This is a genomic window from bacterium (assembly GCA_021372615.1).
Classification (GTDB): Bacteria; Armatimonadota; Zipacnadia; order Zipacnadales; family UBA11051; genus JAJFUB01.
In genome coordinates this window covers 29,793-45,921 of sequence record JAJFUB010000026.1, presented here as the reverse complement: position 1 = coordinate 45,921, position 16,129 = coordinate 29,793, and the positions used below count along the sequence as shown (strand labels likewise).

Here is a 16,129-nt window from a genome sequence, read left to right as displayed (position 1 = left end):
CGCGTGGATCTGACAGAAGTGGATGAGGTCCTCGGCAACAGGCCATACGTTCGGCGCGGCCGGGACGCGCTGTACTACGTGCTGGGGCAGACCGAGGCCGGACGCTACCTGCTCATCGTGCTGCGCGACTTGGGCGCCGGGCGCGCACGGGTCGTAACAGCGCGCGAGATGACGCCGCCGGAACGGCGAGCGTATCAGAGGCGGTGAAGACAATGGCGAAACGACGCGTGCCACCACTGCGCACCGACACGGAGGCGGCCGAGTTCTGGGACAAGCATAGCCTTACCGACTTCATTGACGACACCGAACCGGCCAACGACGTGGCCTTCGCCGCACGCCCACTCAAGCAGGTCTGTCTGCGCCTGTCAGAACGCCAGATCGAGCAAGTCAAGCAGATCGCCGCGACCAAGGGCATTGGCTACCAGACCATGCTGCGGATGTGGATCGCCGAACGCACGAGACTGGAAGCGGCAAGCCAGTAGTGAGGCCCCGGGCCCGCCCACCGGGCGTGCGCGGGAATGATCCGGTGCCGGGCAACGTCAACCTTGGCAGAGCACTGCCAGGGAGTACGACATGCCACGGCCTAGTGCCTATCTGCTGCCCTTGCTGGCCCTGTCCGTCGCCCGCATCGCACCGCTGCAGGACCCGATCCGCCTGACCTCGGGCCCGGTCACCGGCAGCGTGGCAGACGACGTTCGTGTCTACAAGAGCATCCCCTACGCCCGGCCGTCAGTCGGGCCGCTGCGCTGGCGCGAGCCACAGCTCACCAAGGCGAGAATTGCCTGGTCCTGAACGTCTGGGCCCCGCCGCAGGAGACGGAGGCGAAGCTGCCGGTCATGGTCTGAAGCCATGGTGGCGGCCTCGTGCAGGGCTCGGGCAGCAAGCCGTTCTACGGCGGCGCCGCCCTGGAGCGGCGGGGTGTCGTGGTGGTGACGTTCAACTACCGGCTGGGAGCGTTCGAGTTCTTCACGCATCCTGGCCTGGGCCGGCGAGACGCCGGCACTGAGCGATCTTCAATCGGCCAGGCGTCCATCGGCGACGGAGCACCTCCCGGTGACGGGGCGTCTTTGGGCGACGGTGCCCCTCCCGGCGGGGCATGCCTCGGCAACTGGGGCCTGCTCGACCAGATGGGGGTGTACCGGACGGTCTTCGCCCGCACCGGCAAGCCGGAAGCGGCCGGCCTGACGCCCCGGGCCCCCTACGACGCGAGCCGGGACAACGTGCTGGTCTTCGACAAGCAGATCGGCCCGTAGGACCATCTGCGGGCCGAGCAGTGCGACCTGTGGGATAGAGCGATGGTGCGGCAAGCCGGGAAGTAGCACAGCGCACAGGCGTGAATGCTCCCGCTGAGTGGTCGAAAATCGGCCACTCAGTGGTCGATTCTCAGCCACGGGCCGATGCGCCGGCCCCATGTCGTTCAGTACTCCGGCAGGTACATCAGCATCCGCATTGCCTCGGCGACGGGTACGTCGCCGCCCAGGATCTTCCCCAACGCCACCTGCTTGAGCGACTTGACCTTCGTCGCCGCGAGACGCTCGACTTCCTCCAGCGAGGCCCGCTTGACGGCCATCGCCGTTAGGACATCTTGATCCATCGTGAAGACCTCGTAGATGGCCAGCCGCCCGCGGAAGCCCGAGCCATGGCACTCCGGACAGCCCTTGCTTCGCCACAGCTTCCCGGGCAGCTCCGTCAGTCCCGCCTCGCGTAGCCACGCCTCCTCGTTCGCCGCTTGCGCCAGTCCCGGCGCCGAACTCTCCGCCCGCGGGTCGTACTCCTCCTTGCACACCGGGCAGAGCTTGCGCAGCAACCGCTGAGCGGTCGCGCCCAGCAGCGTGGAGGTGATGATGAAGCGCGGCAGGCCGATGTCCAGCAACCGACTGACGGCCTTGATGGCGTCATCGGTGTGCAACGTCGTGAGCACCAGGTGTCCGGTCATGGCTGCCTGGCAACACAGTTCCGCCGTCTCCTGATCCCGGATCTCACCGCACATGATGACATCGGGGTCCTGGCGCATGATCGCCCGCATCGCGGCCCGGAAGTCCATGCCGGCGGCCCGGTTGACGGGGATCTGCGTAACGCCCTCGATCAGGTACTCGATCGGGTCCTCGATGGTCATGCAGTGCACTGCCGGGCGGTTCAACTCGTGCAGGATGGCATACAGGGTCGTAGTCTTGCCGCTGCCGGTCGGGCCCGTGACGACGATGAGGCCGCTGGGGCGATGCAGCAGATCGTCCAGTTGCGCGCGCTGCTCCCCGACGAGGTACACTTCGTCGAGGCTGAGACGGATGCACGAGGAGTCCAGCAGACGAATGACCAGGCTTTCGCCGGTCGCGGTGGGCACCACCGAGACGCGCAGGTCGAGCTTCTTGCCCTGCACCTCCGTCATGATGCGGCCATCCTGCGGCGCGTTGCTGACTGTCAGCTTCATGTCGGCCATGATCTTGAGGCGGTCCACGAGCGGCCGGTGTACGTACTCGGGCAGCAGGATCGCTTCGTGCATCACCCCGTCAATGCGCATGAAGACCTTGCACTTTTCGCCGATGTGGCGGATGTGGATGTCGCTGGCGCGCCGCTCGAAGGCCTTCTCCACGACCGTCGCAGCGATCCGCATGACGGGCTCTTCGCTGGCAGAATCCAGTCGGGCCAGCACCTTCCGCGCCCCTTCGCATTCCTGCGCGCACTCGGCGCACGTCGCCAGGTGTTCCTCTACTTCGGCGACCTGTGCCCCCTCCAGCTCGGCCTTCAGGTACGCCGTCAGCAACTCGCGACACGTATCGCATTTCATCGTTCCTCACCCAATCTCACGCGGAGCGTCGCCACCGCCGTCGCCATGCGCGACTTGACCGTCCCCTCCGGCACCCCCAGCGTCTCCCCTATCTCCCGGTAGCGCATGTCCAGGAAGTGGCTCATCACGAACACCAGCCGCTGCTTCTCCGGCAACGTGTTGACCGCCCGGCGGAGTCGGTGCTGCTCGAGGCGCTGCATCACGATGTGCTCCGGTGTCGGCGACTCGTCCGCCAACTCCTCGATCACCCGCCGGGCATTGGGCCCGAACTGCTCCTCCAGCGTCGCCGCGTGCGTCCGGCGGATCACCCGCGTGCTGCGGTTGTGCCAGTAGTTGCGGGCAATCGTGAACAGAAAGGTGCGCAGGTTCGCCGTCGGCTCATACGTTCGGCGCGCCAGCCACAACCGCAGCAGCACTTCCTGCGCGCCGTCCTCGGCCTCTTCGTGGTTCCAGAACAGATGGTACAGGAGGCGGGTCAGCCAGTCCTTGTGGCGCTGGGCCAGGAGGCCGAAGGCTTCCTGGTCACCCTCACATAGCCTCGCCATCAGGTCCTGGTCACTGCACATGACATCCATCGCGCGAAGCCAGAATGGCCGATGTCAGGGGGTTGAACACCGACGGGGAGCAAAGGGTTCAGAAAAGCTCAGGCGGCGGGTGGCGCGTCGTGTGCGCCAGGCCCCGCCGCCAGCCGTGGGGCCCGGCGCACACGGCGCGCCACCCACGGCCTAGTACCTCACATCCAGCTTGACCTCCCGCAGCTCCACCACACCCAGCAGCGCCGGGTGGCGGTCAGCGAGGGCCACCTCCAGCACATTGACGCCCTGCTGCAGCCACGACTCATCGAGGGTCAGCGTGAACTGCGAGTACGGCTCGAGGGGGACGGAGTGCACCCGCGCGTCCCGACCGCTCGCCGAGTAGAGACGCTCGATCCGCTTCGCAGGCACCGGGCGATCATTGATGCTGAAGGCGAAGCGGTCACGCAGGCTGACGCCCACGACCTTCAGTTCGAGCGTCATCTGCCGCGCCGCCGCGAAGTCCTCATAGCACGTGACGTCCAGCGCCATGCGAGGCGGGTCCGCCAGCCGCTCGACCTGCGCGACCTCCGGCACGTAGTGCCGGTACGGCTTCGGCTCCATGCAGAACAGGAAGCGCTTGTCGGCCCGGCGGAGCTTCTCCGGGTCGCCCAGCTCATGCAGCACCGTGCGCGTTTGCTGCTGGTCGCCATGCCAGGCATACGGTCCAAACTCCGGCGCCGGGAAGGGCCGGCGCTCGGGCGGGACAGCCTGCGTGAAGCTCAGCTCATCGAGACAGGGGAAGTTGAAGAGGTTGAGGCCGTCCGCTCCGGCGTACCAGGCATTGGCGGCCGCCCCACGGTACTCCTCGCGCGACAGGTACTGCCCGGTCTGCGGGCTGCAGTTGATGTAGGCCTGTACCGGGGTGCGGGTGAGAAGCTGCTTCCACTGCGCGATGGGCAGTTGGAAGTCCACGTTGTAGCAGCCCGGCGAGATGCCATCCACGAGCCCCTCGGCCTCCCACGCCGCCACATCCATCCCGGTCTCCAGCGCCAGCTCCGGCGAGCGCGGGACGTTGACCCGCAGGTGGTAGCGGTCCGCGTGGGCCTCGTCCAGGTCCGCCCGAATCTGCCGGATGAGGCCCGTCATGATCGGCGCGCACCTCTCCCCCTCCCCCTCGGGGAAGAAGAAGGGCGACCGCATGCCGTCCAGCTCGATCCCCGCGAGGCCCGGGTACAACCCGATGACCTCGCGCACCAGCCGGCGCAGGTACTCCCGCACCGCCGGCTGCCGGTAGTCCAGGCAGCTCGCGTAGTAGCCGTACGGCTCCCCCAGCCGCCACCGGGGGTGGTTCATCCAGAACCGCCCGGCGACCATGCCCGTGGGGTCCGAACTCATGTGGGCGTCATTCATGCGGAGGCTGGCGACCACCGGCAGCCCCATCTCGCCGAGCGTGTCGAGCACCCCGGTGATGTAGCCGCCGCACTCGCCATCGAGCCGGCGCAGGTTGTCGGCCACCCGCGCCTGCTTGACCTTGTCCGTGACGCCAAAGCCGCTGCCGAGGCGTTCGGCAACCTGGCTGTTGTAGTAAGTGACATAACCGCCGAAGGCCACACAGTAGGCGACCATGTCCACCTGCGTGCCCTCGAGCCGCCGCAGATAGGCGCGCAGATCGTCAGCAGTCACGTCGTCCCAGGAGTACAGGAAGTTGCTGCCGTCGTCGTTGAAGATGAGACGGGGAGCGGCGACCATGTCCAGTCTCCTCCTGGCCAGATGGCAGGAGCATTCGTGACATGGGTCGGACCGGCCTCTTGGCGGAGCGGGGAAAGGTGCCCACTCTATTGCGGCAGTCTCAGCCTCAGCAGATGTGTGTCAGCGAACCCATAGAGGTAGCCACCGGCGAAGGTGATGAACTCGCCCAGATCGGGGTAGCTCGCGAGGGCCTGGCACTGGCCTGTCGCCGGGTCGAAGCGCAGCAGGACGCCCTTGGCGGTCAGGTAGATCCTCCCGTCAGGCCCGGCGGTCAGTCTGCCCCCGCCGCCGGCTCCGGTCTCCACGGTCGCGGTGAGTTGCCGCGTACGCAGATCGAGGGTGCCAACTCGGCCCGTGGTGCGACCGCTCAGGTAGAGCTTGCCATCGAGGGCCAGCAGGCTGCTGAGGCCCACTTCATCCGGCCATGGCGTCACCTCGTGGCTGATCCTGCGCGCCTGCACGTCGTACCAGACCACGCGCGCCGGCGTCTGCTGCACGGCGGTCTGGGTGCCTGAGCCACCCATCATGTCGGTGCCGAGGAGCACTGTGTTGGGCTCCTCCGCCGGTAGCAGCGCCCACGGGCTCTGGTCGCCAACGGGCTTCTCGATGAGTTCGAAGCTCGGCTCCTCCGGCTTCACGAGCACCAGGCCGCCGCCGATGTAGCCGTAGCTGGGCAGGCCCCCGACCAGGACGCGACCGTCGGGGAGACCGAGCATCCCCCCGGCACGCTGAACATGACGCGGCATCCGGCCCAGGACACGGGGGTTGCTGTCGGGTTCGGCCCCGAACTGCCAGGGCCGGGCGGGGTCCCAGACACTATAGGTGCAGCGGCTATAGGCAGTCATGTGGAGCTTGCCCTGCCGCCACAGCCACGAGTAGACCTGCCCCCCGTGCCCGACCGGATCGCCGTATTCGGTGATCTTCCGTGTAGCCGGATCAAGGGCAAAGAGAGTGATGGGCGTGCGCGTGGTGCCGTAGACGCGGCCGTCCGGTCCGCCGAAGACCGCGAAGAGTGATGTCCCCGCACCGTCGTAACTGAACTTCACCTCAGTGCGTTGCCCCTGGTCATCCACGAGGAAGTACACGCGGTCGGGGCCCGACCGGTCCTCGGTCACGACGTACCGCCCGTCCTTGAGGCGCAGGGGCGCCGGGCGGATCTTCCGCTCCGTCGACGTCACCTCCAGCCCTTTGACCTGATAGCGTCCCTCACCCGCGCCGGTCATGTAGACCTCGCCGTCGCCGGCCAGGACCGGCTTCCCCCACCCCGGCCCCCCGCGCGCCTCGTCGGGCAGAATCTGCGTCTTGTGTCCGCTCGGGATGTGGTAGGCCCACACCGACGGCTTCTTGGGCCCACAGCCGCAGTAGACGTAGTCGCCCTGCACCGCGATGGTGCGGACGTACATCTCGTCGGGGTCCATCCGCCCCAGGTCCTCGACCTCCCCGCTCTGCGGGTCAATGCGGGCCAGCTTCGCGGTGGGGTATGTGCCACCGTAGAGCTTACCGTCCGGTCCCTCGTACAGTTCCCAGACCACGGTCTCCCCGGCGGGTGGACGCGCCAGGTCGCGGTAGGCCCCCGTCGTCGGATCCACCTCGAAGACATGCCCGGAGCCCAGGGTGGCATAGACCTTCCCGCTCGAGTGCGCGCACAGGCTCCAGACCTGCGCGCTCACGCCCTGGAAGACCACCTGCTTGCCCTGGCCGGTCAGCGGGTTGAGCAGCAGGACGAAACACTGCGTATCCTTGAAGCCCAGGCAGAGAACCTCTTCCCCGGCAGCGTTGTGGGCGAGCACTTGCGAGTAGAGCCCGCAGCGGCGGACGGGAATGCCCAGGTCCTCCCAGTCGCCCCGCTTCTCGACCACCGGGGCCTCGGGCTCCTGCGCTCCCGCCGCCCCTATGGCCAGCAGCGAGATCAGGGCCAGCGCCACCAGCAACAGACACACGTAACCGTCAGGCATGAGCAGGTCCATCCTGGAGGAAGACTTCATGGGCCACTGAGGCGGCTACGGCACCGACGGCGACCACATGGGGTCGCTGGCCGAATACGCCTTGATGGAGGAGCCCTGTATCCACTTGGCGTGGCAATCGGCGAAAACAGCGTTGCAGCCGTTGTTGTGCCGATCCGCCCACCGGCCGCGGCTGGACTGGCTACCGGTGTCCCACGGCGGCCACTGCAGCAGGTAGAAGCCTCGCCCGGTGGTGTCCCGCGCCTCGCTGTCGCCGATCAGGACCGTCTCCGAGGGCCGCGTGTAGATGCTCAGGGTCAAGTCCCAGTTCGGCGGGTAGCTCAGGTTGTAGGAGATGCAGCCATAGCACGAGCGCGAGGGGTAGCCGCCAAACCAGCCCTGGTCGGTGCCTGTGCCCTGGCTGGGGCAGTGGAACACCTGGAGGTTCTTGACGTACGGGTAGATCAGTTGCGGCCATAGCTGCGACGAGGGGCCGGGAGACCAGGTGCCATTCACATAGTAGTAACCCGCCTGAGCCGTCGTTGCCAGAGGCAACATGACCTCGTCATAGTCCCCGGCATACTGTTGGATCGCCAGGCCGATCTGGCGCATGTTGCTCAGACAACTGGCCTGGCGCGCCTTCTCGCGGGCCTTGGCGAACACCGGGAAGAGGATCGCCGCCAGGATGGCAATGATGGCGATCACCACCAGCAACTCGATGAGCGTGAATCCCCTGCGCATCTCACTGTCTCCTCTTGCGCGGTCTGTCGGCCGGCGAGGCCGTGCTGCTTCGCACAACGAGTGCCGTCTCCAGACGCCGCGCGTACGGCTCGATCGCGGCATCTGTGTCCAGCGACGTCAGAACAGCATCGAGCACCGACGTCACGCACTCCACCAGGGGGGTACGGACGGTCGTCAGCGAAGGGACCGAGAAGGCACTGGCCGGGATGTCGTTGTAGCCGCTGACCGAGATGTCTTCCGGGACGCTCTTGCCGCACTCGTGCAGACCATGCAGCACGCCCAGTGCCACGACGTCGTTCGGACATACGAGCATGGTTGCCTGCGGCGCTTGCGCCACCGCCCGGACCGCCAGGAGATGCCCCTGCCACGGGTCCTCAGCCGGAGACGGGTCCACCGATACCACCTGCAGGTCCTGCCCCCTGGCCGCCGCAGCCTCCGCCGCGAAGCGCCGCTTCCGGCCACCCGTACCAATGGCGAGGTAGGCCAACCGGCGATGGCCCAGACCGGCCACATGCTCGATCAGTGCGTTGATGCCCTCGCGGTCGTCCCAGTATCCGCAGAAGCAGCCGGGAGGGGGACCCGTCTCGACGGGGCCGATGGCTACGACGACCTGTCTGGGCGTGGCACGGGCTTCGACAAAGCGGCTCGCGACATCCACCGGATAGCGCAAACGCACCAGGACATCCGCCCGCCTGCTGAGGAGCAGGCTCTGCAGCTCCTGATCGTCCTCGTCGGGCACCAGCAACAGGTGGTAACCGTGTGCGCGGATCAGGGCCTGCACCGCCGAGAGCATGCGGGCATAGTGTGGATCGTGGAGCTGAGTGGTGGTGAGAGCGACAGTGTGAGTGGTGCCCTCGACGAGGGCGCGAGCGGCGGCGGAGGGCCGGTAGCCTAGCTCCTCAGCGGCGGTGAGCACACGCTGACGCGTGGCCTCCGACACGAGGGCGCTGGCTTTGCCGTTGAGCACGCGCGAAACCGTTGCAGGAGAGACGCGCGCGGCCTGGGCGACATGGCGGATGGTGCTCATCTGCGGTCCAGAAAGGCTTTACCGGCAAACGGTTTCATCCATCTGCCCCGCACTATAGCCGCCGCTCGGCTGGCTGTCAAGAGCCGTGTTCTCCCGGCAGGTCTCCCTCGCTGGTCGCCGAACTGTACCTACCACGGAAAGGGGCTTGCACATGGAATACCGCACCCTCGGCCGCACCGGACTTGAGGTCAGCCTGCTCGCGATGGGCGGGCTGTTCGTCTCGAAAGCAGGCGGCGACGACCGGCCGCGCGCCTATGACGCCATCCACCGCGCCCTGGAACTTGGGGTCAACTACGTCGACACCGCACCCAGCTACCTGGACAGCGAGGAGGTGCTCGGCGAGGGCCTGGAGGGCGTCACCCAACCGTACATCATCTCCACCAAGCTCGGCGGCAAGCCCCAGCCCTTCAACGCCAAGGACCTCGACCAGCTCAAGTTCTCGTTTGCTGAGAGCCTACGCTTGCTGAAGCGCGACCGGGTGGACATCCTGATGGTCCATGAGCCCGACCGCCCCGGCCAGCACGACTGGTGGACCGACTGGGAGAGCTTCACCGGGCCGGTGACAGAGTACCTGGCCGAGCTGAAGCGCGAGGGGCTCGTCCAGTGGACCGGCCTCGGCGGCACGACCCCGTACATCCTGGCCGCCATCTGCGCCACCGGGCAGTACGATGTCGTCCTGACCGCCTTCAACTACAGCCTACTATGGCGCGAGGCCGCTATCGCCGTCATCCCGGAGGCCGTCAAGCAGAACATGGGCGTGGTGTGCGGCTCGCCGCTGCAGCAGGGATGGCTGGCCAAGCGCTTCGACGAGCAGGTCAACAACAAGCCGCCCGCGTGGCTCTCTCCCCCGCGCCGCGCGCAGTTCCAGGCGCTCTACGCGCTCCTGGACGACCTGCAGATGCCGATCACCGATCTCGCCATCCGCTGGGTCATCTCCAACCCGGATGTAGACACGACACTGATGGGCGCGCGGTCAGTGGCCGAGGTCGAGATGAACGTCGCGGCGGTCGAGGCTGGCCCGCTCCCGGCGGACATCATGGCCCGCCTCGAGGAGATCGGCGCGATGGTCCCCTTCCGGCCCTTCAACGAGCCGTTCGGGTGCGGGTTCTACGGGTATCGGGGGCCGGGGGTGGGGTGATGGCCGAGAAGGCCGTGGACTGGTTCCACGCCCCGCCCGGCTGGTCCCCCGACCAGCCGAACCCCTTTTCCCCCGACGGGGCGTACGGCGCCGGGTGGAGCTGCTTCCGCCTCACCGACGACGATGACGACTGGCTGCGCAATGGCTGCGAGCCCTCGGGCCTGTATGTCGTCCGCCTCGGGCGCCGGTGTGAGCACATCACGCGGCGACTGGGGGACTTCCTACGCTATGAGTGTGCCCACGGCCGCCGCGTGATCGTCGCCGGCACGGCCGAGATCAGCCCCGAGGCGCTGGTGGCGCGGGCCCTGGCTGAGACGCCCGAGCCCGACTTGCTGCGCGACGATGACCCGCCGTGGATGGTGCACTCGACGACGCCGGAGGCGTGGGCGGCCATCGAGGCCTGCGGTGAGTTGCGCGCCTTCGCCATCCTGCGCGGCGGCACGGCACAGCGGGCCATCGGCGAGGCCCTCCTCAACGACCCACCCGACTACGCCGAGCATATCGCGCTGGGGGAGATCGAGAAGATCGGCCCGGAGTTCGTCGTCGCCTGCCGCCAGGCCGGGAGGATGCTACCCGATCCCGATACGGAGTATGAGCCCGGCGTACGCCTGTACTTCGACGCGCACCGGATCATCCGTGATGGGCTGGCTGTGCGTGATGGCCTGCACACCCTCAAGGTCCGCGACCGCCTGCCGTTGAACCCCTATCTTGCCGCCGCGATCGGCCCGGCCGACGTGCCGCCGCTGCCGGACGGGGAGCGCTGGACCACCACACGCTTCCGCGACTGCGCGAATGAGGCGTTTGTGCAGCGGCTGGGCGAACGACATGGGAGGGGATGACGAGGATGAAGGCAAGGATGTCGAGGATATGCAGAAGCCGCTGCTGTCATCCTCGCTATCCTTGCCTTCATCCTCTGCATCCTCTCAAGCTCAGCTTCGGTCACCGCCAACCAACAGGATAACCACCATGCAGACTCGCACCCTCGGCCGCACCGGCCTGCAAGTCTCCGCCGTCTCCCTCGGTGCGTGGGAGATCGGCGGGGCTGTGACGCTCAAGTTCGATGGCCTCGGCAAGATCCCCCACGGCTGGGGCGCGACCGATGATGCCGCCTCGCTCGACCTGATCGCGCGTTGCCGCGACGCTGGGGTCAACTTCATTGACACCGCGCCGATCTACGGCAACGGGCACAGCGAGGAGGTCATCGGGCGGGCGCTGCAAGGCTGCCGCGACGAGTGGATCGTCTGCACCAAGGGCGGCCACGGCGCCACCAAGGGCCACGCGTGGAACGACTTCAGCCGAGAGAAGCTGCTGTGGCAGATGGACCGGAGCCTCAAGCGGCTGAAGACGGATCACGTGGATGTCTATCTGCTGCACGGGCCGAAGCCCGAGGACATCGAACGCGGGGATTGCCTCGAGGCGATGGAGACCATGCGCCAGCAGGGCAAGACGCGCTTCGTGGGCGTGTCCATCGGGCCGAACGAGATGGGCGTGGACCTGATGCGGCGCGGCGTGGTGGACGTGCTGCAGCAGTCCATCAGCATCATCGCTCCGCAGGCGGCGGAGGCCCTCCTCCCCACCTCGGTCGAATGCAACGTCGGCATCGTTGCCCGGGGCGTGTTCGGGCAGGGCTTCCTGCCGGGCACCATCGCGGCCGACACGGCGTTCGGCAGAGATGACCGTCGCAGCTGGCAAAGCGCCGAGGCCAAGACCGCCCTGACGGCGAAAGCTGAGGCGTTGCGGGCACTGACCGGGCCGCACCGCTCACTGGCGCAGCTTTGCGTGCAGTATGTGCTGTCGCTACCGGGCGTCTCGACGGTCATCGCCGGGACGAGCCAGTGGTCACACATGCAAGAGAACATCGCGGCGCTGGACTGCCCGCCGCTGACGGATGACGAGCGGGCGCTGATCGCGCGAGTGCAATAGGGAAACGGCAACAGCTCCTCACCCCTCCCCCTCTCCCGCGCCAATACGACCGGCGCCGGAGAGGGGTGCTCCATACGGCCACTTCATGGCGTAGCAGTCACTGAGCGCCATGCGATGTACCCTTCTTCGGCACGCAGCCTCACGCGCGCGGGAGAGGGGCAGGGGTGAGGACGTCGTTCGAGCTGAACGATCTCGAGGAGATGCCATGCTCTACCGACGCCTTGGCCGCACTGACTTGCAGGTGTCCGAACTGGCCTTTGGGGCCGCGCGAGGCTACGAACAAGCGGACTTCGCCGACCTCGTCCATGCCATCATTGACGCGGGGATCAACCTCGTGGATACCGCCACGGGCTACGGCGACTCGGAGGTGGCGCTGGGGAAGGCCCTGCAGGGGCATGATGAGGTGCTGCTGGAGACCAAGTACTGCCCCTACGACAGCTACCGGCCCGAGGCCACGTACGTGGGTACGCCGGAGGCGCTCGTGGCCTCGGCCGAGGAGAGCCTGCGGCGGCTGCGCCGTGACCACCTGGATGTGCTGCTGGGCCATGGCATGCGCACGCTGGACACCTTCGACCGCTTCATGGGCGACGGCTGCTATGACGCCATGGTCAGGCTGCGCGATCAGGGCAAGGTGCGCTTCATCGGCATCAGCGAGCTATCCGAGGCAGACGGCACGCACCAGGTGCTGCAGCGGGCTGTCCCCACCGGCGCTTTCGACGTCGTGATGCTCACGCTCAACTTCCTGCTGCAGACCGCCGCCGAGAGCGTCCTGCCGCTGTGTCGGAAGCATGGCGTGGGCACGGTCGTGATGATGCCCCTGAACCAGGCCTCCAAGGACTCCGGCCTCGTGAGCGTACCGGCCGCGCTGGAGTGCATCCGCCGCCACGTGGCCGCGGGCAACCTGCCCGCCGAGTCGCCCTACACCGACCCCGGCATTCTCGACTTCCTGCAGCCCTACTCGGTCCCCGAAGCGGGTTTGCGCTATGTGCTGAGCCACGACGTGAGTACCTGCGCGGTGGGCATGAGATCGCTGGAGCGTCTGCAGCAGAACCTGGGTGTGGTGGACCCGCCCTATCTCGACGCCGACCGCAAGGCCCGGCTGCAGGTGCTGTTTGGCCGCATCGCCCACCAGGTGCGGTAGCCTCCGCACCGCTCGGCTCCGGCAGCGGTAGGTGTGCGCCCCCTCCGCCGCGAATGTAACCTCCCCTGACCTCAACCCTCCAGGAGGTTGCCATGCGCCATCTGCTGCCTGTGCTGCTGCTCCTGCTTGTGTTCTCCTGCACTGCCTATGCCGAGCCCGTCACCATCGGCGGGGTGACATACGGCAACGTGGACCCCGGCGAGGCGTTCACGGCCGCCCCGCAGCCGGCGCAGGGCTGGCAGCCGCCAGCGGCGTCGGCGGCTGAGAAGGCCGCCGGCCTGCTCGCCTTCGTCGCTCCCGACCCCGGCGACTACCGCCCCTACCGTCTCCCCAAGCCTGAAGAGCACATCACCCGCCTGACCGCCGCCCTCACCCCCGGCGCAGCCGAGGCTGTGTGCTTCGCCGTGCGCACGCTGACGCCACTGCAGGGACTGACTGTGACCGCGGACACGGGCGGCGCACCCGTAACGGCGGACGTGCGGCAGATGCACTGCTGGCCCCAGCGCACCGGCTGGCGCTCGCGCCAGTGGTACATGACACCCGAACTGCTGCTCCCCTGCGCGGGCGGCAAGAAGACCGTGCCGGCCCAGCGGGGCGTGCTGCAGGAAGTCGCCTTCGATGTGCCCGCGGACACCACGCAGGGCTTCTGGATCACGCTGCGCGCCCCGGCCGAGGCGAAGGCCGGCACCTATCAGGCCTCCGTGACCGTCACCAGTGCAGGCAAGGCGGCCCTGCGGCTGCCGCTGCAGATTGCGGTACTGCCCTTCACTCTCCAGCGCCCGGCCGATCGTTCCTGGCTGATCTACTGCGACGCCTTCCTGTGGGGCAAGATGAGCGATGCGCAGGTGCTGTCGGTGCTCAAGGACTATGCCGCCCACGGCATGAATGGCCTCATCTCGATGCCCTTCGGCAGCCCGGACCTGTCGCAGCTCAAGCAGGGGAAGGTCACTTTCGACGCCAGCCCCTACCGCAAGGTCTCCGAACTGTGCCGCCAGGCGGGCATGAACGGGCCCCATGTCATCGGCTCGGCGGGCCCCGGGGCCGTAGCACAGGCCCTGGGCCTGAAGGTTGACCTGAACAAGGGCGACTGGCCGGCGGAAGTGAAGACCGGTGTGCAAGCCGTCGCCCGGGCTGCCGTCGAGGCCACCAGGGGCCTGCCGCGCTGGTACTACTATGGCGTGGACGAGCCCACGGGCGAGAACACCTATGCCATTCAGGACTATCAGGCCTGGCACGATGGCGGCGCCCCGACCTACGCCACCTTCTATGTCCCGAGCTTCCTGGAGAAGGCCTCGGCCTATCTGACGGCCCCCTGCTTCGTCGTGGGCCTCATCAGCAGCCAGCACAACGCCGGCGTGGCCCGCGAGGCCTGCGAGAAGACCGGCGCGGAGTTCTGGTGGTATGGCACCGGCTCGTACGTGAACCCCTTCCCGCAAGAGGGCTTCATGTTCCACAACCGCTACGGCGCCGGGCTGCTGTTCTGGAAGACAGGCGCCCGCTCAGAAGCAACGTGGACCTTCTGCCGGCCCCACGAGGACGTCTTCAACGACTTCGACGGCAGCCGCGCGAACTCCGCCGAGCCCAAGGAGCAGTGCACGGCCTACCCGCACCTGCTCAAGCCCGATGACTACTCGACCTGGCAGGGGGCCATCCCCACTATCGCCTGGGAGTCGCTGCGCGAGGGCGTGGACGACTACTGCTATCTCTACACGCTGACACAGCTCATCAAGCAGGCGGCCGCCAGCACGTCGCCCGCGGCTCGCGAGGCCGCTGCGGCCGCCCAGGGCGAGCTGGAAGCCCTCGTCAACACCGTCCCGTGGGCGAACCCCATGGGCGGCGTGGCCTTCGAGGCCTCCCGCCTGCAGCAGGTCCGCCGCCTCGTGGCCGACCGCATCATTGGCCTGCAGAACGTCCTGGCCGGCCGCGCGGCCGCGCCGGATAAGGCGACAGCCCAGCAGTTCACGCTATCGGTCACGACCTCCGCGGCCCCGGCCCGGCCGCCACTGCCGACGCTGGGCCTGCCCGCGGCCCCCGCGGCTCCGACGGTAGATGGCCGTCTCGACCCAGCCGAATGGAGGGCCGCCGCCACTGTTGGCAACTTCTACGACATCCGCGACGGTGCGCCCTCGCGCCTCGCCACGCGCGCCTATGCCATGGCCGACGGCAAGGCTCTCTATGTCGCCCTGGATTGCCCCGAGCCCGCGATGGGCAAGGTTGCGGCTAAGGAGACGCAGCACGACGGGACGGTGTGGATGGAGGACGGCACTGAGATCTTTGTCGGCACCGCCTCGCGGGAGACGTACGCCCATGTGATCGTCACGACTGCCAATGTCGTTCTGGACGAGCGCAACCAGGACGCGCAGGCGTGGAACCCGAAGCTCACCACGGCGGTGCAGAAGCGCGCTGACGGCTGGTCGGTCGAGATCGCGCTGCCCTGGGCGGAACTGGCCCAGGCCGGCGTCGCCCGCGCCCCGCTGATGACCCTCAACCTGTGCCGCAGCCGCTACACCGAGAATGACCCGCAGGCGCACACGGCCTGGTCGCCCACGTACGGGGGCTTCCACGTGCCTGAGCGCTTCGGCCTGGCGCTGCTTCCGACGGCCCCTGTGGCCCTGCAGCAGCTATCCCTGCCGACGCGTTGGGGCCGCGAGGCGCTGCGGGCCACGGTTGCGAATGTCGGGCGCGAGCCGGTGGTGGCGGAGGTCTCGCTCGGCGGCGATCAGACCCGCGCTGCTCTCGGCCGAGGGCAGCAGTTCGTCGCCCCCTTCCCGGTGCAGTTGTACCATCCCGGGAAGCGGTCCCTGCACCTGTCGTGGGGTATTGCCGGCAGCCAACCCGCCGAGGTCACGCTGCCCGTGACGGTGCCGGAGCCGGTCGAAGTGCCGGCTTGCGGGGGGCTGCTGAGCCCGGGCGGCGCCCTGAGCCTGCCCGTGCGCCTGAACCTGTCGGCCTACGACCAGGAGCGCCATACGCTGCGCCTGCGGCTCGGCCGCGCCGGGTCGGGCGCGATCTGGCAGCGCGAGCTGCCCGCGGCCCCGGGGCAGAGCCTGCGCTTGCCGGTGCGCCTGGCCGGCATGGCGCGGCTGCAGGTGGCGCTGGCCAACCAGCGGGGGCGCGAAGTCTGGCAGAGCCCGGAGTACGCACTCATGGTCTTGCCCGAGTAGAGC

At 68.0% G+C, this 16,129-nt stretch carries 14 protein-coding genes and 1 pseudogene; 9 read left to right on the top strand and 6 right to left on the bottom strand.

The window, feature by feature from the left end; translation table 11 throughout:
- Positions 1-3 precede the first annotated feature (3 nt).
- The 4 genes and pseudogenes from LLH23_04190 (at position 4) to LLH23_04175 (ending at position 1,253) form a co-directional block, all read left to right on the top strand.
- A complete protein-coding gene (locus LLH23_04190; protein MCE5237673.1) occupies positions 4-207 on the top strand; it encodes a hypothetical protein in 204 nt (67 codons plus the stop codon).
- Between the two features lie 5 nt (positions 208-212).
- A complete protein-coding gene (locus LLH23_04185) occupies positions 213-482 on the top strand; it encodes a BrnA antitoxin family protein (GenBank protein ID MCE5237672.1) in 270 nt (89 codons plus the stop codon).
- Positions 483-573: 91 nt separating this feature from the next.
- On the top strand, positions 574-792 hold the full coding sequence (locus LLH23_04180) for a carboxylesterase family protein (protein ID MCE5237671.1): 219 nt from the start codon (positions 574-576) through the stop codon (positions 790-792).
- Positions 747-1,253: pseudogene (locus tag LLH23_04175) on the top strand (carboxylesterase family protein). The gene LLH23_04180 and the pseudogene LLH23_04175 overlap by 46 nt, the downstream one beginning before the upstream one ends.
- Positions 1,254-1,417: 164 nt before the next feature.
- On the opposite strand, the gene tadA reads toward LLH23_04175, so the two are convergent.
- From tadA to LLH23_04145, 6 genes are all read right to left on the bottom strand, one after another.
- Positions 1,418-2,785, bottom strand: coding sequence for a Flp pilus assembly complex ATPase component TadA (gene tadA, locus LLH23_04170; GenBank protein ID MCE5237670.1), 1,368 nt, complete (start codon positions 2,783-2,785; stop codon positions 1,418-1,420).
- Positions 2,782-3,351, bottom strand: a complete 570-nt coding sequence (locus LLH23_04165) for an RNA polymerase sigma factor (GenBank protein MCE5237669.1) — start codon at positions 3,349-3,351, stop codon at positions 2,782-2,784. Before LLH23_04165 ends, tadA begins: the two co-directional genes overlap by 4 nt.
- 159 nt (positions 3,352-3,510) lie before the next feature.
- On the bottom strand, positions 3,511-5,049 hold the full coding sequence (locus LLH23_04160; protein ID MCE5237668.1) for a hypothetical protein: 1,539 nt from the start codon (positions 5,047-5,049) through the stop codon (positions 3,511-3,513).
- Between the two features lie 86 nt (positions 5,050-5,135).
- The gene (locus tag LLH23_04155; protein MCE5237667.1) at positions 5,136-7,004 is read right to left on the bottom strand and encodes a hypothetical protein; all 1,869 of its coding nucleotides are present in this window, start codon (positions 7,002-7,004) and stop codon (positions 5,136-5,138) included.
- 45 nt (positions 7,005-7,049) lie between these two features.
- On the bottom strand, positions 7,050-7,733 hold the full coding sequence (locus tag LLH23_04150; protein ID MCE5237666.1) for a DUF1559 domain-containing protein: 684 nt from the start codon (positions 7,731-7,733) through the stop codon (positions 7,050-7,052).
- A 1-nt stretch (position 7,734) separates the two neighbouring features.
- Positions 7,735-8,760: a LacI family transcriptional regulator gene (locus tag LLH23_04145; GenBank protein MCE5237665.1), complete on the bottom strand. Its 1,026-nt coding sequence runs from the start codon at positions 8,758-8,760 to the stop codon at positions 7,735-7,737.
- Positions 8,761-8,911: 151 nt separating this feature from the next.
- On the opposite strand from LLH23_04145, the gene LLH23_04140 reads away from it, so the two are divergent.
- The 5 genes from LLH23_04140 (at position 8,912) to LLH23_04120 (ending at position 16,126) form a co-directional block, all read left to right on the top strand.
- Complete coding sequence (locus tag LLH23_04140) at positions 8,912-9,898, top strand: aldo/keto reductase (GenBank protein ID MCE5237664.1); 987 nt, start codon at positions 8,912-8,914, stop codon at positions 9,896-9,898.
- The gene (locus tag LLH23_04135; GenBank protein ID MCE5237663.1) at positions 9,898-10,737 is read left to right on the top strand and encodes a hypothetical protein; all 840 of its coding nucleotides are present in this window, start codon (positions 9,898-9,900) and stop codon (positions 10,735-10,737) included. Before LLH23_04140 ends, LLH23_04135 begins: the two co-directional genes overlap by 1 nt.
- Positions 10,738-10,864: 127 nt before the next feature.
- Positions 10,865-11,821 (top strand): aldo/keto reductase, encoded by a 957-nt coding sequence (locus LLH23_04130; protein ID MCE5237662.1) that lies wholly within the window; start codon positions 10,865-10,867, stop codon positions 11,819-11,821.
- A 205-nt stretch (positions 11,822-12,026) separates the two neighbouring features.
- Positions 12,027-12,962 (top strand): aldo/keto reductase, encoded by a 936-nt coding sequence (locus LLH23_04125; protein MCE5237661.1) that lies wholly within the window; start codon positions 12,027-12,029, stop codon positions 12,960-12,962.
- A 92-nt stretch (positions 12,963-13,054) separates the two neighbouring features.
- A complete protein-coding gene (locus LLH23_04120) occupies positions 13,055-16,126 on the top strand; it encodes a carbohydrate-binding family 9-like protein (GenBank protein ID MCE5237660.1) in 3,072 nt (1,023 codons plus the stop codon).
- The last annotated feature ends 3 nt before the right edge of the window (positions 16,127-16,129 follow it).

Bases quoted from the DNA above. Each gene is read 5' to 3' on its own strand.
- LLH23_04185 (MCE5237672.1), top strand. From the start codon at position 213: ATGGCGAAACGACGCGTGCCACCACTGCGCACCGACACGGAGGCGGCC.
- LLH23_04180 (MCE5237671.1), top strand. From the start codon at position 574: ATGCCACGGCCTAGTGCCTATCTGCTGCCCTTGCTGGCCCTGTCCGTC.
- tadA (MCE5237670.1), bottom strand. From the start codon at position 2,785: ATGAAATGCGATACGTGTCGCGAGTTGCTGACGGCGTACCTGAAGGCC.
- LLH23_04165 (MCE5237669.1), bottom strand. From the start codon at position 3,351: ATGTGCAGTGACCAGGACCTGATGGCGAGGCTATGTGAGGGTGACCAG.
- LLH23_04160 (MCE5237668.1), bottom strand. From the start codon at position 5,049: ATGGTCGCCGCTCCCCGTCTCATCTTCAACGACGACGGCAGCAACTTC.
- LLH23_04155 (MCE5237667.1), bottom strand. From the start codon at position 7,004: ATGCCTGACGGTTACGTGTGTCTGTTGCTGGTGGCGCTGGCCCTGATC.
- LLH23_04150 (MCE5237666.1), bottom strand. From the start codon at position 7,733: ATGCGCAGGGGATTCACGCTCATCGAGTTGCTGGTGGTGATCGCCATC.
- LLH23_04145 (MCE5237665.1), bottom strand. From the start codon at position 8,760: ATGAGCACCATCCGCCATGTCGCCCAGGCCGCGCGCGTCTCTCCTGCA.
- LLH23_04140 (MCE5237664.1), top strand. From the start codon at position 8,912: ATGGAATACCGCACCCTCGGCCGCACCGGACTTGAGGTCAGCCTGCTC.
- LLH23_04135 (MCE5237663.1), top strand. From the start codon at position 9,898: ATGGCCGAGAAGGCCGTGGACTGGTTCCACGCCCCGCCCGGCTGGTCC.
- LLH23_04130 (MCE5237662.1), top strand. From the start codon at position 10,865: ATGCAGACTCGCACCCTCGGCCGCACCGGCCTGCAAGTCTCCGCCGTC.
- LLH23_04125 (MCE5237661.1), top strand. From the start codon at position 12,027: ATGCTCTACCGACGCCTTGGCCGCACTGACTTGCAGGTGTCCGAACTG.
- LLH23_04120 (MCE5237660.1), top strand. From the start codon at position 13,055: ATGCGCCATCTGCTGCCTGTGCTGCTGCTCCTGCTTGTGTTCTCCTGC.